At 47.6% G+C, this 22,201-nt stretch carries 19 protein-coding genes; 9 read left to right on the top strand and 10 right to left on the bottom strand.

Translation table 11 applies throughout. The features are described 5' to 3' along the window. Positions 1–9 precede the first annotated feature (9 nt). The 7 genes from QZ331_RS06975 to QZ331_RS06945 all read right to left on the bottom strand — a co-directional run bounded on the left by QZ331_RS06975 (position 10) and on the right by QZ331_RS06945 (position 8,127). Positions 10–696, bottom strand: coding sequence for a DUF4827 domain-containing protein (locus tag QZ331_RS06975; protein WP_294629233.1), 687 nt, complete (start codon positions 694–696; stop codon positions 10–12). 118 nt (positions 697–814) lie between these two features. Next, positions 815–1,852 carry a DHH family phosphoesterase gene (locus tag QZ331_RS06970; protein ID WP_294629232.1) on the bottom strand — a complete coding sequence of 346 codons (1,038 nt, stop codon included), beginning with the start codon at positions 1,850–1,852 and terminating at the stop codon, positions 815–817. A gap of 46 nt (positions 1,853–1,898) precedes the next feature. Then, positions 1,899–4,058 carry a ComEC/Rec2 family competence protein gene (locus QZ331_RS06965; protein ID WP_294629231.1) on the bottom strand — a complete coding sequence of 720 codons (2,160 nt, stop codon included), beginning with the start codon at positions 4,056–4,058 and terminating at the stop codon, positions 1,899–1,901. Between the two features lie 43 nt (positions 4,059–4,101). Further along, on the bottom strand, positions 4,102–4,752 hold the full coding sequence (rpe, locus tag QZ331_RS06960) for a ribulose-phosphate 3-epimerase (protein ID WP_294629230.1): 651 nt from the start codon (positions 4,750–4,752) through the stop codon (positions 4,102–4,104). A gap of 23 nt (positions 4,753–4,775) precedes the next feature. Beyond that, positions 4,776–5,744, bottom strand: a complete 969-nt coding sequence (gene fmt, locus QZ331_RS06955; protein ID WP_294629229.1) for a methionyl-tRNA formyltransferase — start codon at positions 5,742–5,744, stop codon at positions 4,776–4,778. Positions 5,745–5,770: 26 nt separating this feature from the next. Continuing rightward, positions 5,771–7,564, bottom strand: coding sequence for a chloride channel protein (locus tag QZ331_RS06950; protein ID WP_294629228.1), 1,794 nt, complete (start codon positions 7,562–7,564; stop codon positions 5,771–5,773). Further along, positions 7,564–8,127, bottom strand: a complete 564-nt coding sequence (locus QZ331_RS06945) for an L-threonylcarbamoyladenylate synthase (protein ID WP_135038072.1) — start codon at positions 8,125–8,127, stop codon at positions 7,564–7,566. The genes QZ331_RS06950 and QZ331_RS06945 overlap by 1 nt, the downstream gene beginning before the upstream one ends. Before the next feature lie 78 nt (positions 8,128–8,205). On the opposite strand from QZ331_RS06945, the gene QZ331_RS06940 reads away from it, so the two are divergent. The 9 genes from QZ331_RS06940 to dnaG all read left to right on the top strand — a co-directional run bounded on the left by QZ331_RS06940 (position 8,206) and on the right by dnaG (position 20,244). Further along, on the top strand, positions 8,206–8,631 hold the full coding sequence (locus tag QZ331_RS06940) for an acyl-CoA thioesterase (protein ID WP_294629227.1): 426 nt from the start codon (positions 8,206–8,208) through the stop codon (positions 8,629–8,631). A gap of 198 nt (positions 8,632–8,829) precedes the next feature. Continuing rightward, complete coding sequence (gene recJ, locus QZ331_RS06935) at positions 8,830–10,548, top strand: single-stranded-DNA-specific exonuclease RecJ (RefSeq protein ID WP_294629226.1); 1,719 nt, start codon at positions 8,830–8,832, stop codon at positions 10,546–10,548. Further along, positions 10,541–12,445, top strand: coding sequence for an ATP-dependent DNA helicase RecQ (locus tag QZ331_RS06930; RefSeq protein ID WP_294629225.1), 1,905 nt, complete (start codon positions 10,541–10,543; stop codon positions 12,443–12,445). The genes recJ and QZ331_RS06930 overlap by 8 nt, the downstream gene beginning before the upstream one ends. Before the next feature lie 38 nt (positions 12,446–12,483). Then, positions 12,484–13,446, top strand: a complete 963-nt coding sequence (locus QZ331_RS06925; RefSeq protein ID WP_294629224.1) for a tetratricopeptide repeat protein — start codon at positions 12,484–12,486, stop codon at positions 13,444–13,446. Between the two features lie 636 nt (positions 13,447–14,082). Beyond that, positions 14,083–14,931: a prephenate dehydratase gene (locus tag QZ331_RS06920; RefSeq protein WP_294629223.1), complete on the top strand. Its 849-nt coding sequence runs from the start codon at positions 14,083–14,085 to the stop codon at positions 14,929–14,931. Then, the gene (locus QZ331_RS06915) at positions 14,906–16,084 is read left to right on the top strand and encodes an aminotransferase class I/II-fold pyridoxal phosphate-dependent enzyme (RefSeq protein WP_294629222.1); all 1,179 of its coding nucleotides are present in this window, start codon (positions 14,906–14,908) and stop codon (positions 16,082–16,084) included. Before QZ331_RS06920 ends, QZ331_RS06915 begins: the two co-directional genes overlap by 26 nt. 55 nt (positions 16,085–16,139) lie before the next feature. Continuing rightward, on the top strand, positions 16,140–17,201 hold the full coding sequence (locus tag QZ331_RS06910) for a bifunctional 3-deoxy-7-phosphoheptulonate synthase/chorismate mutase type II (protein ID WP_294629221.1): 1,062 nt from the start codon (positions 16,140–16,142) through the stop codon (positions 17,199–17,201). 52 nt (positions 17,202–17,253) lie between these two features. Next, positions 17,254–18,027, top strand: coding sequence for a prephenate dehydrogenase/arogenate dehydrogenase family protein (locus QZ331_RS06905; protein WP_294629220.1), 774 nt, complete (start codon positions 17,254–17,256; stop codon positions 18,025–18,027). A 123-nt stretch (positions 18,028–18,150) separates the two neighbouring features. Beyond that, positions 18,151–20,244 carry a DNA primase gene (gene dnaG, locus QZ331_RS06900; RefSeq protein ID WP_294629219.1) on the top strand — a complete coding sequence of 698 codons (2,094 nt, stop codon included), beginning with the start codon at positions 18,151–18,153 and terminating at the stop codon, positions 20,242–20,244. Positions 20,245–20,271: 27 nt separating this feature from the next. Here dnaG and folE read toward each other — a convergent pair whose 3' ends face one another. The 3 genes from folE to tpiA all read right to left on the bottom strand — a co-directional run bounded on the left by folE (position 20,272) and on the right by tpiA (position 22,197). After that, positions 20,272–20,862: a GTP cyclohydrolase I FolE gene (gene folE / locus QZ331_RS06895; RefSeq protein WP_294629218.1), complete on the bottom strand. Its 591-nt coding sequence runs from the start codon at positions 20,860–20,862 to the stop codon at positions 20,272–20,274. 7 nt (positions 20,863–20,869) lie between these two features. Continuing rightward, positions 20,870–21,322, bottom strand: coding sequence for an SPOR domain-containing protein (locus QZ331_RS06890; protein ID WP_294629217.1), 453 nt, complete (start codon positions 21,320–21,322; stop codon positions 20,870–20,872). 116 nt (positions 21,323–21,438) lie between these two features. Continuing rightward, on the bottom strand, positions 21,439–22,197 hold the full coding sequence (gene tpiA / locus QZ331_RS06885; protein WP_294629216.1) for a triose-phosphate isomerase: 759 nt from the start codon (positions 22,195–22,197) through the stop codon (positions 21,439–21,441). Positions 22,198–22,201 lie beyond the last annotated feature (4 nt).

Below are 22,201 nucleotides of genomic sequence, written 5' to 3'. Positions count from 1 at the left end.
GTTAGTGTCTTAGCTTCGTGCCTTACGGAACTCCGTAATGTCGTAGAAATAAGGAGTCACGTACTTCTGTGCGGAATTATGTCCCATTTTGGAAGGAACGATAAGGCGTACATGAGCGTTATCGCGCAGATAAGGCAATGACAAAAGCCACCCTTGCGGCACTGCGGTACTTGCATAATATTGCCCCCACGCATAATCCATTTCGGTAAATGTGCCAGCCGAGTAAGTTTCAGTTTTTACATAACGGAACACAGCAGGATAGGCATACAGTGTTCCGGCATCCATATATCCCTCAACAGGAATGTTGAAAGCCGCCAGTTCGCGCGTTTCGATATTTGTCTCCGCATAACGGGTACAGATGTTATTGCCATCTACAAACTTATCTTTTTCTTTTTCCTCGTCTGTATAATTTACCTTATCATCATTGCCCCGGTCTATAATCTGCATATATACTCCTTCGCCGGAGAAGAAGACGAATTCATCATAAGCATCACCGTTTGCTCTCGCTTTCGTCACAGAGTCGTTCTGTTCGAACTCCGACACGGAAATCACATGAATCGCACTGTCTTTGATGAATCTCTCTACAGCATTTTTCTCATCCTCCAACTGTTCTGCATAAGTCTTTGAATCGTCACAGGCCTGGAATAAACTTCCGGCGATAAAGAGGGAGAGAAATAAAAATAAAAGTTTCTTCATTATCTGTTATTTAGCTATATTCTGTACAAATGTATCTCAAATTCATTAAAAGTTGAAAAGGGGGAGTTGAAAGTTCGTATCTTTTAACCTTTCCACATTCACTTTTAACCTTCCACCTTTAGCTTTTGGCTGTTAGTAACGATTTATACTTCTCCAATGCTTTCTCAAAAACAGCTTTTGCTTCTTCCATCGTTCCGAAAAACTCGCCGCCGGACGCATTCAAATGACCGCCCCCATTAAAAAACTCGGCAGCCAACTGATTACACGGGAAAGTACCCACGGAACGAAGGGAAATCTTTATCATTGGCTTCTCGGTATCTTCGCGCAGGAAACAGGAGAAACAGACATTCTTGATGGTAAGAGGAATATTGACAAAACCTTCGCTATCGCCTTTGATGTAATTAAACTTACCTTGCTCAGCTTTTGTTAGTGTAATGAGCGCAGCGTTGCAATTCGAGTAAACAGTCATGTTCGACAATACATAGCCCATCAGGCGCAAACGGCTTTCGGAATAAGTGTTGTAAACCTTACGGTAAATATCATCCTTATCAATTCCTTTGGAAAGAAGTTCACTGATGATGAAATAAATCTCCCGATTGTTCGAGTTATAGGTAAAACCGCCGGTATCTGTCATCATACCTGTATAAATGCATTCGGCGCCTTGCTTAGAGATATCGCTGAAATAACCCATCCGGCAAATCAACCGGAATACCAGTTCGGAAGTAGAGGATATTTTAGGATAAGACATGGTTATCTTGCAGAATTCCTCAGGATACAGATGATGGTCGATCATTATCTTACGGGCAGAAGAAGCTGCTACGGCATCAGCCATATCATCAATGCGTTTCAATGCGTTGAAATCCAAGCAACAGATTACATCCGCTTCGGCAATCAGTTTGTCTGCAAAATCCTTGTAACGGTCGTACAGAAGAATGTCCTTGCTACCAGGCATCCACCGCAGAAAATCAGGGAAAGCATTGGGAACAATAACATTTACACTCTTTTCCTGTGAATTCAGAAAATGATATAATCCCAACGAAGAACCGATGGCATCTCCGTCCGGAGACACATGAGATACAATTACTATTTTGTCAGCTCGTTCAAACCATTTAGCAAAATGGTCTATCTTGGCTTGTTCTATTACTTTTGTCAACATACGCTTATACTTTATCGGGGTGCAAATGTACGATAAATCTTTGTACTTAGAGCAAAAAGCAAACAGAACCTTCTTCGGACAAAGAGATAAAACGTAAACCGAATTGCCTGCACTCTTCTTCAAGACTCTTTCTGCGGTATTCCGGGAGAGAAGCATCCAACAGGATACAACCGGGAGCAAAAAGTTTGACCAGTTCTTCCAGACGGCCGTCAAAACCTTTGCATAAGTAAAGATAATCGATTGTAAATAACGCAGAAACCGCCGATTTGTTCCGCCAGCGATTGTCTGTCACCATACATACGCGACACCCATGATAGGATAATATTTGTTGTCTACGAAAGAGTGCATCGGTACAACAATCACCGGTTATTTCTTCCGGCAATAAAAGACGGTGGTGATTCCAATAGTTAGCAGCAACCCGTTTCAAAAGTTTTTTGTCGGGTAGCGTATCGGCATAATTTATCCAAGAACGTCTGTCACCCCCAATGCAATGAACTGCCGGGCAACCACGTACATTATAAAAGACAAGACTCAAACGGGGACGGTCTACCCAAAACAGAGTTACATGAACAAGACTCAATAAAAGCATAAAAGAAAGACCGAGTATCAGATTTTTGTATCGCCGATTTATATAATAATAAATTAAGAGTGACAGAAAAACGTAAAATCCGAACACTTCCAACGGATAAAGCCATATTCCGTCAACCGATGAAAAAGGGAGTTGTTCTACCCACCGTACAAAAAGATTGAGAAATTCCAAAAGTTTTTTCACTCCCTCCGCCAGTTCTGTCTGAATCCAAGAGAACGGAGTAAGCAACAACATAAAAAGGGCAGCATAGAGAATGATAGTCACTAAAGGAACAACAACCAGATTAGTCAACAAAAAGTGGGTAGAGAAACGGGAGAAGTACAACATAACTAATGGAGCCGTCCCTATTTGCGCAACAAGAGACATACTCATCACTCCCCAAACGTACCTGCCTATCCTATTTTTTATGGTAAACAAGTGATAAAGGGGAGGCTGAACAAGCAGAATAAAAATCAATGCGACAAAAGAGAGTTGAAAGCCGACATCGAATACCCACGCCGGATGGCACAACAACATCAGCCATGCAGTGGCCGTCAGTGTATTCAAAGAGACGGGTTGGCGACCGAACAGACTGATTATCGCCCACAAAGAAAACATAGTTACCGCACGGACGACCGATGGTGAGAAACCTGTAAGAAAGGCAAAAAGCCACAACAAAATACAAAGAAAAACGATACGTATGCACCGCCCCACCTCTCCTCTTCCGGTCACAGGTTTCAAAAGAAAAAGAAGCAAAGCCGACAAAAGTCCGATATGCAAACCGGAAAGAGCGAGAATATGACTTGCACCTGCTACCGAATAACTTTCACGAACCGATTCGCTCAATTCCGTCTTATCACCTACAGTCAATGCGGAAAGTACTGTCAGTTCATCGCCTTCAAACCCTAATCTGCGATAAAGAGAGATTATTTTTTCCCGGCAATAAACGGCTGTATTTCCCCAATAAAGGGTATTCAAGCCGAAACCATATGCCTTTTCTCCGTCTGGTAAGAATAATAAAGAATCGGATGGTGAATGGAAAGACAGTAAAGTCCACTTTCCGGATGCTACATAGCCTGTTCCACTAATTCCTTTCCTTATCAGATAACGGGCATAATCGAATTCATCAAAGTTTTTATGGTTGGCAGGAGGAGAAATACGAGCGGAGACCAACAATTCGTCTCCGCTCTTTAATCGGGAAGCCGCCGAATCACGTTGCAGATAAAGGATTGATTTCCGTCCTACCGGATAAACACCTATCGAATTCCAATGTTCCTTTAATAGAACCTGACACAAATAAGTACGTTCTTTCGTTTGAGGCGTGCCTGTTATCAGCACACGGTAAACGGCTTCCTCTTTCGGAAAAGTATAATCGGTCACTTGTTGCAGTTGCCAAGTTATGCTAATCCATCCGCCTACAAAACAGAAAGCAAAGACAGGCACCGCGAAGCACCAGCGTAATGAATAACGTTCAATAAAATAAAAGCCTATGGACACACAAGCCAAAAGGCAAAAGGCGAGAATTCCCCAAAAGACTCCCGGCGAACATTCAAATAAACGGTCGCCACAAAAAACGCCTGCTATCCACGGAATAATCAGGCGTATGGATGAGTATTTATGAAGATAGAACGTACTCAACGCGTCAGTGGTTGAGGTACGCGGTCATAAATCCTGTTCATAACTACAAGTTGTGCAATTGGCAAATCATCTCTTCAGGATCGGGAACTCCAAAAACAGCATTACCTGCCACCAAAGCATCGGCTCCCGCCTCAACCAAACGTGCTCCTGTTTCGATATTGACGCCACCGTCCACTTCAATTAAGGCTTTTGAACCTGTCCGTTCTATCAACGCACGCAGTTCCCTAACTTTCTCTACCGAATGTTCTATGAACTTCTGTCCGCCGAATCCCGGATTAACACTCATGACAAGCACCATATATACATCTTGAATAATGTCTTGGAGCATAGCTACCGGAGTTGCCGGGTTGATTGTCACAGCAGGTTGCATTCCAGCTTCCTTGATTTGCTGAATCACCCTGTGCAGGTGTGGGCACGCTTCATAATGCACATTCATTATATGAGCACCCAACGCTTTCACTTCGGGAATGAACTTCTCCGGATTAACAATCATCAGATGTACATCCAAAGGTTTCTTACTCAGCTTCGCTACATACTTCAATACCGGAAAACCGAATGATATATTCGGGACAAATACCCCGTCCATAATATCAATATGTACCCATCCCGCTTCGCTACGGTTTACCATCTCAATATCTTTCGCCAAATTTCCGAAATCGGCGGAAAGAATGGAAGGAGCGATAATTGGTTTCATAACTCTTTTATTTTAGGTTCAGTTTATTTCATTTTACTTCCATCTGTCAGACGGTATCCGCGAAGCAGTTCATCCGTTTTCAGACGTTTTTTGCCGGGGAACTGTAGTGAAAGGATAGATATAAAACCGTCCGATACAGCCACTTTTATGTATTTCTTTCCATCCGTCATGACTGTTCCGGCCGGCAACTGATGCAGTTCGACAATCTTTTCCGTCTCGAAGATTTTCACGACTACAGTTTCACCTTCGGGAGTGTTCAGTTCGCTCCAGGCGGCAGGATAAGGAGAGAGTCCGCGAATAAAGTCATAGACATTCTTCACCGGTCGGTTCCAGTCAATCCGGCAGGTGTCTTTAAATATCTTCGGAGCCGGACGAAGTTCGCCCACCACAGCCATTTCTTCTTGAGGTATCGACTTTACCGTGCCTTCCAAGATTGCATCAACCGTTTCAACAACCAACTTTCCGCCTAACAGCATCAGTTTATCGTGCACCACTTCCACATTATCCGTATCCGCAATAGGCACACGGACTTGCTGAATCACTTCCCCGGTGTCTATCTCATGTTTCAGGAAGAAAGTAGTGATACCTGTTTCCGTATCGCCGTTTATCACTGCCCAGTTGATGGGGGCGGCTCCGCGATATTGAGGAAGCAAAGACGCATGGAGATTGAAAGTTCCTAACCGTGGCATATTCCACACTACTTCCGGCAACATACGGAAGGCGACTACAATCTGTAAATCGGCTTTCCATTCACGCAACGCCTCCACAAACGCCTCATCTTTTAGCTTCTCCGGTTGGAGCAATGGCAAATTCTGTTCAAGTGCGTATTGCTTAACCGGAGAGTATTGTATTTTATGTCCGCGTCCTGCCGGTTTGTCGGGCATGGTTATCACACCCACCACATTATAACCACCTTCTACTAACTGTTTCAGGGCTTCTACCGCAAAATCGGGAGTACCCATATATACTATTCTTAAATCTTCTTTCTTCATAATCTTAACAATGTTATAGATACGGGTTAGTCTTCCGAGAAATGCACCAGCACTTGCCGGTATGAGTTGAATATTTTCGATTTAGAGACAAATCCCTCGTAACGTCCTTCCTCATCCACAACCGGAAGATTCCAGGCTTTAGTATCGTCAAACGTCTGCATCACTTGTTCCATCCCATCCGTATTGTATATCTTGGCAGGAGCGGATGTCATCAATTTATTGACGGTAAAACGATGGTAAAGTTCTTGCCGGAACATAATGTTACGGATATCGTCAAGCAGGACAATACCCAACAGTTCGCCAGTTTTCTTATCCGTCACGGGGAACACATTCCGATGAGAAGCAGCAATGCCTTTCACCAATTCGCCCAAATCCATTTCGGGATGCACAACCACAAAATCCTTTTCCACCACATTCTCCATTTTCATCAGTGTCAGCACCGCCTTGTCTTTGTGATGTGTCAGCAATTGCCCCCTCTTTGCCAAACGCATGGAGTAAATACTATGAGGTTCAAACGCGATAATCGTCAGATACGAGCTGACGGATACAATCATCAACGGAAGGAACAAATCATATCCGCCGGTCAGTTCGGCTATCAGAAACACTCCGGTCAAAGGTGCGTGCATAACGCCGCTCATTACCCCTGCCATTCCCATCAAAGCAAAATTCTTCTCGGGCAAATAGACAGAGAACGCAAAGTCATTACTAAAATGCGAGAACACAAATCCGGCAATACACCCCAGGTAAAGCGAAGGAGCAAAGATACCTCCACAACCGCCACCACCGTTCGTTGCGCTGGATGCAAACACTTTCAGCAGAATAATCAGCATCAGATATACCAAGAGCAGACTACCATAGCCATAGAATATCGAATTGTTCATGACCGTATCCCACTCCTCGGCAGACGTACCGTTCAGCAGAAGATTAATCGTGTCGTATCCTTCGCCGTAGAGAGGTGGGAAAAGGAAAATCAACACGCTCAACATCGCACCCCCGAAGGCTAATTTTTTATAAGGATTATTGAGTTTGCCGAAAACACCTTCCACCGAGTTCATGCTACGGGTGAAGTAGAGAGAAATCAGTCCGCAAAAGATACCCAACAGAATAACGTAAGGAATACGTTCCAACTCAAACGGCTGGTCGAGATGAAACTTGAACATGGCTTCCGTACCGGTAGTTATATAAGAAACGGTAGCCGCCGTCACAGCCGAAATCAGCAAAGGGAGCAACGAAGACATGGTGAGGTCGATCATCAGCACTTCCAGCGTAAATACCAGTCCGGCAATCGGGGCTTTAAAGATACCGGCAACGGCACCTGCCGCTCCGCAACCGACAAGTAACATCAGCGTACGGTGCTCCATCTTGAATATGCTTCCCAAATTGGAGCCGATGGCAGAACCCGTCAAAACAATCGGCGCCTCCGCTCCTACCGAACCACCGAACCCGATGGTAATCGCACTGGCAATGATAGACGACCATATGTTATGCCGCTTGATTCGCCCCTTTCTGCGGGAAATTGCATATAAAATCTTGGTAACTCCATGACTGATATCGTCCTTGACAATGTTGCGCACAAACCAGCCCGCCAGGAAAATTCCGACAACCGGATATACCAGATACAGGTAGTTGGCTTCCGTTACATTAAAATTATCAGTCAAGAAATTCTGTATCTGATGGATAAAGAACTTCAATATCAAAGCTGCAAACGCTGTGAAGATTCCGACCAGGAAACTTAATATCAGGATAAACTGCTTTTCCTTTATATTAGCTTCCCGCCACTTGATGCAACGCTGTAATAAACTCTGTTTTTCCTCTTTCATTATTCACGAATTATCTTAATCACTCCACCTTTGTCCAACTTAATAATACTTGAAGGTTTCGGCCGGTTCATATCATCCTGACGGAAGCTTACGATATAATCTACCGCCGATTTGATTTCATCGCTGATTTCGCTGAAATTGGCAGCACCGGGCTGCCCGCTCACATTCGCCGATGTAGAGACAATCGCTTTACGGAACCGTTGACAGAGGCGTTTTGAGAACTCCTCGTTTGTGACGCGTATGCCCACACTTCCGTCTTCCGCCAACAGATTCGGAGCCAAATTACGTGCACCAGAATAAATTATCGTCAACGGCTTGTCGGCAACTTCAATCAAGTCCCATGCTACATTGGGTACATCCTGTACATAAAAATCCACCTTCACAGGAGTATCTACCAACACAAGCATCGCCTTGCTGTCCGCACGTTTCTTTATCTCATATACACGACGCACCGCCTCTTCGTTAGTCGCGTCGCAGCCTATTCCCCAAACGGTATCAGTAGGATAAAGGATGACTCCCCCTTCATTCATCACCTGACAGGCTTTTTTAATATCTTCTATCATTTCTTGGTTAATTTCTGTTGAGAATAACACGCAAAAGTACTAATTTTGCGCCGAATTCAAAAAGATTAAGTGAAAACAATGGAAGAAATCGTATTTCACCACACATTACCTATTCAGTTGCGCTTCAATGACGTAGATAAATTCGGGCACGTCAACAACACCGTTTATTTCTCTTTTTATGATTTGGGAAAGACCGAATACTTCGCCTCGGTATGTCCGGGCGTAGATTGGGAGAAGATGGGTATCGTTGTCGTTCATATCGAAGCGGACTTCGTCAAGCAGATTTTCGCATCAGACCATATTGCCGTGCAAACGGCCGTCTCCAAGATAGGCACCAAGAGTTTTCATCTGGTCCAACGGGTGATTGATACGGAAACGAACGAGATAAAATGCATCTGCAAGTCTGTCATGGTGACTTTCGACTTGGAAAAGCATGAGTCTATGCCACTGACTGAGGAGTGGATAGAGGCGATATGCAAATACGAAGAACGGGATTTGCGATAAACATTCCGTCTGAGCCTTATTGGGCGGTAAAGCAGCAGTCCATATATAGCCCGAAGATAAAGCCATTATAAGTTGCCCACGAAATATTTTCATCATATCTTCTCCCACTTCCGGTTTTTTTCGTACTTTTACCCCTCGTTGAAAAGAAGTGCCTTTCTCAACCCTTGAGAACAGAAAAGAAAAAAGCAATATATAAGAATGAATCACAAATGGAATTATCGACCCATTACACCCGAACAGACAGAAATAAGCCAGACATTGGCACAAGAATTGGGGATTAGCCCGATACTCGGACAACTTTTGGTGCAACGGGGAATTACAAAGCCAACAGATGCCAAGAAATTCTTCCGCCCGCAATTGCCCGACCTGCATGACCCATTCCTGATGAGGGATATGGATATTGCAGTAGAACGTCTGAACAGGGCGATGGGAAAGAAAGAACGTATTCTAATTTATGGAGATTATGACGTAGACGGTACTACCGCCGTGGCACTGGTCTACAAGTTTATCCAACAGTTCTATTCGAACCTTGATTATTACATACCCGACCGTTACAACGAGGGGTATGGGATTTCTAAAAAGGGAGTGGACTATGCCGCAGAAACCGGCGTAGGCTTAATTATTGTGCTCGACTGTGGAATAAAAGCAGTAGAGGAAGTGACGTATGCCAAAGAGAAAGGTATTGATTTTATCATCTGCGACCACCATGTGCCGGACGATATACTCCCGCCTGCCGTAGCTATTCTGAACGCCAAACGCCCGGACAACACCTATCCGTACACGCACCTTTCAGGATGCGGCGTCGGTTTCAAGTTCATGCAAGCCTTCGCTATCAGTAACGGTATCGAGTTTCACCACCTGATTCCGTTGCTTGACATTGTGGCGGTCAGCATTGCATCAGACATCGTTCCGATTATGGGCGAGAACCGCATTCTTGCTTTTCACGGGTTGAAGCAGTTGAACAGCAATCCGAGCATCGGGATGAAAGCCATTATCGATGTATGCGGACTTTCCGAAAAAGAAATTACAGTCAGCGATATCGTGTTCAAAATCGGTCCGCGCATCAATGCATCGGGACGTATCCAAAACGGAAAAGAGGCGGTCGACCTGCTGACGGAGAAAGACTTCTCGGCTGCACTTGAGAAAGCCGGACAAATCAATCAGTATAACGAGACACGGAAAGACCTCGACAAGAGCATGACGGAAGAGGCAAACAGAATCGTCGCCCATTTGGAAGGACTGGCCGACCGCCGCTCTATCGTTCTTTATAACGAAGAGTGGCACAAAGGTGTAATCGGTATCGTGGCTTCCCGCCTGACGGAAGTCTACTATCGTCCTGCCGTGGTGCTGACCCGCACGGACGATATGGCAACGGGGTCGGCACGTTCCGTCTCCGGTTTCGATGTGTACAAAGCGATTGAGCATTGCCGCGACCTGTTGGAGAACTTCGGCGGACACACTTATGCTGCCGGATTATCCATGAAAGTGGAGAATGTGGCTGCCTTCACCAAGCGGTTTGAGGAATATGTCTCACAGCATATCCTACCGGAACAGACGAGTGCCGTCATTGACATTGATGCCGAGATTGATTTCAGAGACATCTCTCCCAGGTTCTTCAACGACCTGAAAAAATTCAATCCTTTCGGTCCCGACAACATCAAACCTATCTTCTGCACGCACCATGTGTATGACTACGGAACAAGCAAAGTGGTAGGACGCGACCAGGAACACATCAAGCTCGAACTGGTGGATAACAAATCGAACAACGTCATGAACGGTATCGCATTCGGGCAAAGTTCGCACGTGCGGTACATCAAGACCAAACGTTCGTTCGACATCTGCTACACCATCGAAGAGAACACCCACAAACGGGGTGAAGTACAACTTCAAATCGAAGACATCAAACCGATTGAGTAAGTATCAGGAGATATTAAAACAATACTGGGGTTATGACTCTTTCCGCGACTTGCAGGAAGAGATCATTACCAGTATCGGCGAAGGCAGAGATACGTTGGGACTGATGCCTACCGGCGGCGGAAAGTCCATCACCTTTCAGGTTCCCGCCCTCGCCCAAGAGGGGATTTGTATCGTCATCACTCCCCTCATCGCCCTGATGAAAGACCAGGTACACAATCTGCGCAAACGCGGTATCAAGGCACTCGCCGTATATTCGGGTATGACCCGGCAGGAGATTATCACCGCACTCGAAAACTGCATCTTCGGCAACTACAAATTCCTCTATATCTCTCCGGAACGTTTGGATACGGAAATATTCCGCACCAAGCTCCGTTCCATGAAAGTCTCCATGATAACGGTAGACGAAAGCCACTGTATCTCGCAATGGGGATACGATTTCCGCCCCGCCTACCTGAAGATAGCGGAAATACGGGAACTTCTGCCGGGAGTTCCGGTGCTGGCACTCACCGCGACCGCAACTCCGGCAGTGGTAAAAGACATCCAGGAACGGCTGAATTTCGAGAAAGGGAATGTCTTCCGCATGAGTTTCGAACGGAAGAATTTAGCATACATCGTCCGCAAGACAGACAACAAGACAAGCGAACTGCTGCATATCCTGCGAAAAATAGAAGGCAGCGCCATTGTCTATGTGCGCAACAGACGGCGCACCAAAGAAATCACCGAACTGTTGGTGAACGAAGATATTACTGCCGACTTCTACCATGCCGGGCTCGACAATGCCGTAAAAGACCTCCGGCAAAAGCGTTGGCAAAACGGGGAAGTCCGCGTGATGGTGGCAACAAACGCCTTCGGGATGGGTATCGACAAGCCCGATGTCCGCATTGTGCTGCACCTCGACTTGCCCGATTCGCCCGAAGCCTACTTCCAGGAGGCGGGACGTGCGGGAAGAGACGGTAAGAAGGCCTATGCCGTCATCCTATACGCCAAGTCGGACAAGACAACCCTGCACAAACGGATAGCGGATACTTTCCCCGACAAAACGTACATACTCGATGTCTACGAGCATCTGCAATATTATTACCAGATGGCAATGGGAGACGGCTTCCAGTGTGTGCGCGAATTCAACCTCGAAGAGTTTTGCCGGAAGTTCAAATACTTCCCGGTCCCGGTAGACAGTGCACTGAAGATATTGACTCAAGCCGGTTACCTGGAATACACAGACGAGCAGGACAACGCTTCGCGCATCCTTTTCACGCTTCGCCGGGATGAGTTGTACAAGTTGTACGAAATGGGGCCGGAAGCGGAAGCGTTGATACAAATCATCCTCCGTATGTACACAGGGGTATTTACGGATTATGCTTATATCAACGAAGCATCCCTCGCCCTCCGCACCGGACTGACTCGCGAGCAAATCTACAACATATTGGTGACGCTGACCAAACGGCGCATCGTAGATTACATTCCTCGCAAAAAGACACCTTATATTATATACGCGCGCGAGCGGCAGGAGCTTCGTTTCGTACACATCCCCCCCTCGGTCTATGAAGAGCGCAAGGCACGCTACGAAGCACGCATCCAGGCAATGGAAACGTATGTCGGCTCAGAGAATGTATGCCGCAGCCGGATGCTGCTCCGCTATTTCGGAGAGGAAAACAAGCACAACTGCGGGCAATGCGATGTCTGCCTCAGCCACCGTGCGACGAATGCTTCCTCCGAAGTCGCCTTTGAAGAACTGAAGCAGCAAATCAGCGCATTGCTCCTCCAGCGCCCGTCATCTCCCAAAGAGATAGCCGTTCAATTAACAGCAGAAAGAGAGGACGTTGCCGAGGCCATCCGCAGCCTGTTGGACGAGGGCACTTTGAAGATGGAGGACGGAATATTACATATTTCGAAATAAGTTACTACATTTGCAGACAAACTCAAAAACAACATATCATGCCGAACTTCTTTAAATCTTTCTTCTCCGGAAAAACGGAAACTCCGGAAAGCGAAAAGCAGAAAAACGAACAGAAAAGATTCGAGATTTTCAAATACGACGGTCTGCGTGCACAACGCATGGGACGTCCGGATTATGCCGCAAAATGTTTCACCGAAGCGCTTGCCATCGAAAAGGATTTCGAGACGATGGGCTATCTCGCGCAACTCCACATCCAGACAGGGGAGACAACCGAAGCACGCCAACTGCTGGAGCAAATGGTCGAGATGGAACCGCACATCGCCCATACTTTCCTGACACTGGCAAACGTATGCTTTATCCTGGAAGATTACCGGGCGATGGAGGAGGCTGCCAACAAGGCGGTTGCCCTTGAAGCAGAGAACGCCGTGGCGCATTACCTCATAGGCAAAGCCCGCAAGGGGCAGAACGACGCACTGATGACTATCGCCCACCTCACCAAAGCAATCACCCTGAAAGACGATTTCATCGAAGCCCGCCTGCTGCGTGCGGAGACGTTGCTGCAACTAAGACAGTACAACGAAACAATGGAGGACGTTGATGCAGTCCTTGCATTGAATCCGGAAGAGGAAACCGCCATCCTCCTGCGGGGAAAAGTGAAAGAAGCCAACGGGCAGACGGAGGAAGCGGAAGCGGACTATCACCTTGTGACGGAAATAAATCCTTTCAACGAGCAGGCCTATCTCTATGCAGGGCAGCTCTATATCAACCAAGACAGACTGCCGGAAGCTATCGGGCTCTTTGACGAGGCCATCGAACTGAATCCGAATTTCGCAGAAGCCTACAAAGAACGCGGGCGTGCCAGGCTGCTGAACGGAGATAAAGACGGCTCGGTGGAAGACATGAAGAAATCGCTCGAACTGAATCCGAAAGAAGAAGCCGTACTGAACGGAGAATTCAGGACTCAAGGAATAAAGCAAGAGGCGATTCCGGGTATCTTTTAAAGATATTGTACTCTCCTCCCCTCCGAAAGCCTGTCCAATTTTTATTTGGACAGGCTTTTCTGTTTCACCCAAGCGGTTCCTTCGGCAGTTTCAAGGCTTGAAACTGTAGTTTCAACAGGGATGGAACTAAAGTTTCTCCCTTATGAAACCAGAGTTTCAACCCGTATGAAACTTTAGTTCCATACGGACGAAACAAACGTGAAACTCCTATTTCGCAACACGCCTTAACGTATATCGGACGTACACGCCGGCCTCCGAAGAGCGCCGGCTGCCAGTCGCCGTGTCCGACGACGGGAGTAGAAATGCAATCAAATAAGCGATTTGAACGACATATTTCTATCAATTCCCCACAAAAAAGACAAACTTCCGATGAAAATTGCAAATAAAAAACGTTTTTTTATTTGCACAATAAGATAAAAGCGTTACTTTTGCCCCCGAAATAAAAAACAAAGTTCGTATGAAATCATTTACTTATGCATATTACTTCTTTTTTTACTTTTACTTTAGCAGCAAAGTAGAGCGGGAGTTTGTATGTATCAAGTGACAGTGATGCTTAAGGACAGAATAAAGAAATCAATCATATGAATCCCGCTCCGATACGGACGCGGGATTTTTTTATAATACATCGTCAAGACAATGAAAAAGATAGCTATTCAAGGAACACTCGGCTCTTATCACGACATCGCCGCACACAAATATTTCGAAGGAGAAGAGATAGAGCTAATCTGTTGCGCCACCTTCGAAGACGTGTTTGCCTCCATACGCAGAGACAGCCAGGTCATCGGGATGCTCGCCATCGAGAATACGATTGCCGGAAGCCTGCTACACAACAACGAGTTGCTGAGGCAGAGCGGCACGCAGATTATCGGCGAATACAAACTGCGCATCTCGCACAGCTTCGTCTGCCTGCCCGACGAAAGCTGGGAAGACCTGACGGAAGTCAACTCCCACCCCATCGCCCTGATGCAGTGCCGCGATTTCCTGAACCAGCACCCGCAACTGAAAGTGGTGGAAGGCGAAGACACGGCACGCAGCGCAGAGACCATCAAGAACGGTAACCTGAAAGGACACGCCGCCATCTGCTCCAAAGCAGCTGCCGAGCGCTACGGAATGAAAGTGTTGCAGGAGGGCATCGAGACAAACAAGCACAACTTCACCCGTTTCCTCGTCGTTGCCGACCCCTGGCAGGCGGACGAACTGCGGCAGCACCACGCCGCCACTGCCAACAAGGCAAACATGGTGTTCACACTGCCGCACACGGAAGGCAGCCTGTCGCAAGTGCTCTCCATCCTCTCGTTCTACAACATCAACCTCACCAAGATACAGTCGTTGCCGATTATCGGACGCGAATGGGAATATCAGTTTTACGTCGACGTGACCTTCAACGACTATCTGAGATACAAGCAATCCATTGCAGCCATCACTCCACTGACCAAAGAACTTAAATTATTAGGCGAATATGCAGAAGGAAAATCAAACCTATAGAATCGCTCCCGCCGAACGGCTGGCAAGCGTAAGCGAATACTACTTCTCAAAGAAACTGAAAGAGGTAGCACAGATGAATGCGGAAGGGAAAGAGGTCATCAGCCTGGGTATCGGCAGTCCCGATATGCCGCCTTCGGAAAAGACCATCGAAACCTTGTGCGACAACGCCCGCGACCCCAACGCCCACGGGTATCAGCCGTATGTGGGTATTCCCGAACTTCGCAAAGGGTTTGCAGCCTGGTACCGTCGCTGGTATGGAGTCGAGCTGAACCCGAATACGGAAATACAGCCGTTGATTGGCTCGAAAGAGGGAATCCTCCACGTCACGCTGGCTTTTGTGAACCCGGGCGAACAGGTGTTGGTTCCGAATCCGGGGTATCCTACCTACACTTCACTGAGCAGGATACTCGGCGCCGAAGTCATCCACTACGACTTGAAAGAGGACGACGGCTGGATGCCCGACTTCGAGACACTGGAAAAGATGGATTTAAGCCGCGTGAAACTGATGTGGACCAATTATCCGAATATGCCGACAGGCGCAAACGCAACGCCCGGACTGTACGAGCGTCTTGTCGACTTCGCCCGCCGGAAGAATATCGTGATTGTGAACGACAATCCGTACAGCTTCATACTCAACGACCACCCCGCCAGCATTCTCAGTGTGCCGGGAGCGAAGGAGTGTTGCATCGAATTCAACTCCATGAGCAAGAGCCACAATATGCCGGGCTGGCGCATCGGTATGTTGGCTTCCAATGCGGAATTCGTGCAATGGATACTGAAGGTGAAAAGCAACATCGACAGTGGAATGTTCCGCGCCATGCAACTGGCTGCGGCAACTGCGCTCGAAGCGGAGACCGACTGGTACGAAGCCAACAACGCCAACTACCGCAACCGCCGCCAACTCGCCGGAGAGATTATGCAGACATTGGGCTGCACCTACGACGAACAGCAAGTGGGAATGTTCCTCTGGGGGAAAATCCCTGTATCCTGCAAGGACGTGGAGGAGCTGACGGAGAAGGTATTGCACCAGGCAAGGGTATTCATCACACCGGGATTTATCTTCGGCAGCAACGGAGCGAGATACATCCGCATTTCTCTCTGCTGCAAAGAGGACAAACTGGCGGAAGCACTGGAAAGAATCAAAAGGCTCTGACCGCTTCCCGCCGCTCAAACAATCATTTCGTACAACAATAAAAACAACTAAGCATATGGAACTCGAATCAATTTTATTACCGGGTCTCGAAACCAAAAGACCGGTTGTGATTGCCGGCCCGTGTAGCGCGGAAACCGAAGAACAAGTGATGGACACCGCCAGACAACTGGCAGCCAAAGGGCAAAAGATATTCCGCGCCGGAATCTGGAAACCGCGTACCAAACCGGGTGGTTTTGAAGGAATCGGCGTAGAGGGACTCGCCTGGCTGAAACGGGTGAAAAAGGAGACGGGAATGTACGTCGCTACCGAAGTGGCAACTGCCAAGCACGTCTACGAGGCCTTGAAGGCAGGTATCGATATTCTTTGGGTAGGCGCACGCACCACCGCCAATCCTTTCGCCGTACAGGAAATCGCCGATGCGCTGAAAGGTGTCGATATCCCCGTATTGGTCAAGAATCCCGTCAATCCCGACCTGGAACTGTGGATTGGTGCGCTGGAACGCATCAACAACGCAGGCCTGAAACGCCTGGGCGCCATCCATCGCGGCTTCAGCAGCTACGACAAGAAGATTTACCGCAATCTTCCCCAATGGCACATTCCCATCGAACTGCGCCGCCGCATCCCCAACCTGCCCATCTTCTGCGACCCGAGCCACATAGGCGGCAAACGCGAACTGGTAGCTCCGCTTTGCCAGCAGGCAATGGACTTGAATTTCGACGGTCTGATTGTAGAAAGCCACTGCAACCCGGACTGTGCGTGGAGCGATGCTTCGCAACAGGTGACGCCGGATGTGCTCGACTACATCCTCAATATGTTGGTTATCCGCACGGAAACCCAGTCGACGGAGAGCCTGAGCCTGCTGCGCAAGCAGATTGACGAGTGCGACGACAACATCATCCAGGAACTTTCGAAGAGAATGCGCATTGCCCGCGAAATCGGTACGTTCAAGAAAGAGCACAACATCACGGTGTTGCAGGCGGGACGTTACAACGAAATTCTCGAAAAACGCGGAATGCAGGGAGAACAATGCGGAATGGACGCTGAGTTTATGAAGAAAATCTTCGAAGCCATTCACGAAGAATCCGTCCGCCAACAGATAGAGATTATCAACAAGTGAAAGGGGGATGGACAGCCAATCACCCATAACCAACCGTTAATCATTACCCAACGTGAGAATATTAATCCTCGGAGCCGGAAAAATGGGCTCCTTCTTTACCGACATAGTAAGTTTCCAGCACGAAACGGCAGTGTACGATGTCAATCCGCACCAGTTGCGTTTCGTCTACAACACCTACCGTTTCACGACGCTGGAAGAAATCAAGGAGTTCGAACCGGAACTGGTCATCAACGCCGTCACAGTGAAATATACATTGGATGCTTTCCGCAACGTACTGCCCGTATTACCCAAAGACTGCATCATCAGCGACATCGCCTCTGTAAAGACAGGGCTGAAAAAGTTCTACGAAGAGAGCGGCTTCCGTTTTGTTTCGAGCCACCCGATGTTCGGCCCCACCTTTGCCAGCCTCAGTAACCTGAGCAGCGAAAACGCCATCATCATCAGCGAAGGCGACCACTTGGGAAAGGTTTTCTTCAAAGACCTCTACCAAACATTGCGGCTGAATATCTTCGAATATACATTCGACGAGCACGACGAGACGGTGGCCTACTCGCTCTCCATCCCGTTCGTGTCGACCTTTGTATTTGCTGCGGTAATGAAACATCAGGAAGCTCCAGGAACCACGTTCAAGAAGCATATGGCTATCGCCAAAGGCCTGCTGGGCGAAGACGACTATCTGCTTCAGGAAATCCTGTTCAACCCACGCACTCCGGGACAGGTGGCAAATATCCGTACCGAGTTGAAGAACCTTCTTGAAATCATCGAGAACAGGGATGCGGAAGGAATGAAAAAGTATCTGACGAAAATCCGGGAAAAGATTAAATAGCAGCACAGCGTGTTTCATGTTCCTTGCAACAAAGTCTAAAAGAACCGTACTTTCCGCTTTTTATATATATTTTTATATGTAACTTTGCGGTCGCCAAAATGAAATCACAGAAGAAAAGGAAGAATGATAGACCAAGTTACCATCGACCGGATATTGGACGCGGCACAGATTATGGATGTCGTTTCGGACTTTGTCACCCTGCGCAAGCGTGGTGTCAACTACGTTGGTCTGTGTCCGTTCCACAGTGACAAGACGCCTTCTTTCTACGTTTCGCCCGCCAAAGGGCTTTGCAAATGCTTTGCTTGCGGCAAAGGCGGAAACGCAGTGCACTTCATCATGGAACACGAACAGATGTCTTATCCCGAAGCCCTGAAATACCTTGCCAAGAAATACAACATCGAAGTCAAGGAACGGGAACTGAGCGATGAGGAGAAGTTTGCAGAAAGCGAACGCGAAAGTCTGTTTATTGTCAATAACTTCGCACGCGATTACTTTCAGCATATTCTGAAGAACCATATCGACGGCCGCAGCATCGGTATGGCTTACTTCCGCAACCGGGGCTTCCGCGACGATATTATCGAGAAGTTCCAGTTGGGCTACTGTACCGACAGTCACGACGCCTTTGCCAACGAGGCCATACGGAAAGGATATAAGAAGGAGTATCTGGTAAAGACCGGGCTTTGCTACGAGACGGACGACCATCGCTTGCGCGACCGTTTTTGGGGACGTGTCATCTTTCCCGTTCATACGCTTTCCGGCAAGGTGGTTGCCTTTGGCGGACGTGTGCTTGCCAGCGCCACCAAAGGGGTGAAAGTGAAATACGTCAACTCGCCCGAATCGGATATTTATCATAAGAGCAACGAATTATACGGTATCTACTTTGCCAAGCAGGCGATTGTAAAACAAGACCGTTGTTTCTTGGTTGAGGGTTACACGGATGTTATTTCCATGCACCAATCGGGTATAGAGAACGTTGTCGCTTCTTCGGGAACTGCTCTTACGCCGGGGCAAATCCGTATGATTCACCGGTTCACCAACAACATGACGGTGCTCTACGACGGCGATGCGGCGGGTATCAAGGCTTCTATCCGAGGTATCGATATGCTGCTCGAGGAGGGGATGAACATTAAAGTCTGCCTGCTACCCGACGGCGATGACCCGGACTCTTTCGCCCGCAAACACAACTCGGCGGAATTCCAAGCCTTCATATCGGAACATGAGACGGACTTTATCCGCTTCAAAACCAACTTGCTGCTGGAAGATGCGGGCAGAGACCCTATCAAGCGGGCAGAACTGATTGGCAACTTAGTACAAAGCATCTCTGTCATACCGGAAGCGATTGTACGCGATGTCTACATCAAAGAGTGTGCCCAACTGCTGCACGTGGAAGATAAACTGCTCGTATCGGAAGTTGCCAAAAGACGGGAAACACAAGCCGAGAAACGAGCCGAGCAGCACGAGCGCGACCGCCGGATTGCGCAAAGGAATGCTTCAACGGCACAGCAAGGACAGGCAGAGCCGGCCAATGGAAACACACCCGCACTCGACAGCAATACTCCGTTGCCGCCGGAAGTTGCCGAAGCCGGATATACCGAAGCATCTTTCCCGCCACAAGCAGACAACTATGCTTCTTTTATCCCTCAGGAAGGAAAAGAGGGACAGGAGTTCTATAAATTTGAACGGCTGATATTGCAGGCGGTAGTGCGCCACGGTGAGAAAGTCATGTGCAACCTGACGGATGAAGAGGGAAACGAAATTCCGGTAACCGTCATAGAGTATGTTGTCAACGATTTGAAGGAGGATGATTTGGCTTTCCACAATCCGTTGCACCGCCAGATGTTGTCGGAAGCAGCGGCACATATGCATGATTCGGGCTTCATCGCGGAACGTTATTTCCTGGCACACCCCGACCCGGTAATCAGCAAACTGAGTGTCGACCTGATTAATGTCCGCTATCAGCTCAGCAAATACCACTCCAAGTCGCAAAAGATTGTAACGGACGAGGAACGGCTCTACGAGTTGGTTCCCACACTGATGATTAATTTCAAATATGCCATCGTGAAGGAGGAGTTAAAGCATATGCTCCAAGCCTTGCAAGACCCGGCTTTGGCTCACGATAATGAGAAGTGCGATTCGCTAATGTCGCGCTATAATGACCTGAGAGCGGTGCAAAACATCATGGCAAAACGTCTGGGCGACCGCGTTGTTTTGCGCTAATCCCCCCTCTTAAGGCGGGAAACCTGTTTATACCCGCCCGTGCCGAATAAGATTCATAAATTCTTCACGCGTCTTTGCCTGATTGAAAGCACCGGTAAAGTCTGAAGTAGTCGTAATGGAATTCTGTTTTTCCACCCCACGCATCTGCATACACATATGCTTAGCTTCTACCACAACCATTACTCCCAATGGATTGAGCGTTTCCTGGATGCACTCTTTGATTTGCAGCGTCATGCGCTCCTGCACTTGCAGGCGGTGAGAGAAGATATCGACTACGCGGGCTATCTTGCTAAGTCCGGTGATGTAGCCGTTGGGGATGTAAGCCACGTGCGCTTTTCCGTAGAAAGGCAACATATGATGTTCGCAAAGAGAAAAAAAATCAATGTCTTTGACAATCACCATCTGACTGTATTCTTCCTTGAATTTGGCGGAACGGAGCACTTCGTGAGGGTCCATATGGTAACCTTTCGTCAAGCTCAACATCGCTTTGGCCACCCGTTCGGGCGTTTTCAACAACCCTTCCCGTCCGGCATCTTCACCCAACAAGGTTATAATACTGTGATAATGATTTTTCAACTCTTCCAGATTCGGAGAGACAATTTCTTCTTTTCCTAACATGATAGATTTATAAAGGGATATTAATCTGAGCTCTTACAATAGAAACTTCTTTAAACAAACCGGTAGCCTTCAACCGACGCATCATCGCATCCGCTTCTTCAATGCTTCTGAAATCGCCTACGCGGCAAAGCCAACGGGGCGGAGTGAACGAGGTATATATCGGCAATTCCGGAAAATGCTGTTTGATGCGTGCAGCTACATGATGAGCATCGTTCTTGGCCTGACGGGTATTGTTACCGGCATACGCCTGTATCCGGTAGCCGGAAGTTTTTATTACTTTATGTTCACCCGTCGCAGAACGCTCCACACCTATCAAAGCTCCGATACGAGGGTCTTGATGAATGGTCACTTTTCCCTGGCCCGGCACTGCACGTTCCAAACTTTTGACAATGCTTTGTGCTTGCAGACCGGCACTTGCCGTCAAGACCAACAATAAAGTAAGTAAAGCTATTTTTTTCATTTTATAAAAGAACTGGTTTCACCACAGATTGCACAGATTGACACGGATTATCCATAACAGGAAGAAAGAAATCTGCGCGAATCCGTGTAATCCGTGGTGAAAAAAGTGAAAGTTAATTATGCGTTAAATGCATCGATGATACCTTTGAAGTCGGATACTTTCAGAGCAGCACCACCAATCAAACCACCGTCAACGTCCGAATTAGCAAACAATTCTTTAGCGTTAGAAGGCTTGCAGCTACCACCGTAAAGGATAGAAGTATTGTCTGCAATTTCTTTGCCGTACTTGTCAGCAACAATCGAACGGATGAAAGCGTGGATTTCCTGTGCCTGCTCAGGAGTAGCAGTCTTGCCTGTACCGATAGCCCAAACCGGTTCGTAAGCCAGGATAACCTTAGAGAAGTCTTCGGCAGACAGAGAGAATACAGATTCCATCTGAGCGGCAACCACTTCGTTCTGCTTGTTAGCTTCGCGTTCTTCCAAAACCTCACCGATACAGAAAATCGGAGTCAGGCCGTTAGCCAAAGCCAATTTTACTTTCTCTTCGAGGATAGCAACAGTTTCGCCATAATATGCACGACGTTCCGAGTGACCCAGAATTACATATTTAGCACCGGTAGAAGCTACCATTTCAGCAGAAACTTCACCTGTATATGCACCGGATACCTTGTCTGCACAGTTTTCAGCACCTACACCGATTTTAGCAGCGTCTACCAACGGAGTAACAGAAGCCAGGTGGATAAACGGAGTACAGATGATTACATCACAGTTGGGCTTTTCGTTAGCCAATGCTTCGTTCAGTTCTTTAGCCAAAGCGATACCCTCTTGAAGGGTTTTGTTCATTTTCCAGTTTCCTGCAACAATGTTCTTTCTCATTTTG

The organism is uncultured Bacteroides sp., from assembly GCF_910586915.1.
Taxonomy (GTDB): domain Bacteria; phylum Bacteroidota; class Bacteroidia; order Bacteroidales; family Bacteroidaceae; genus Bacteroides.
This window is presented reverse-complemented; position numbering and strand designations above follow the sequence as displayed.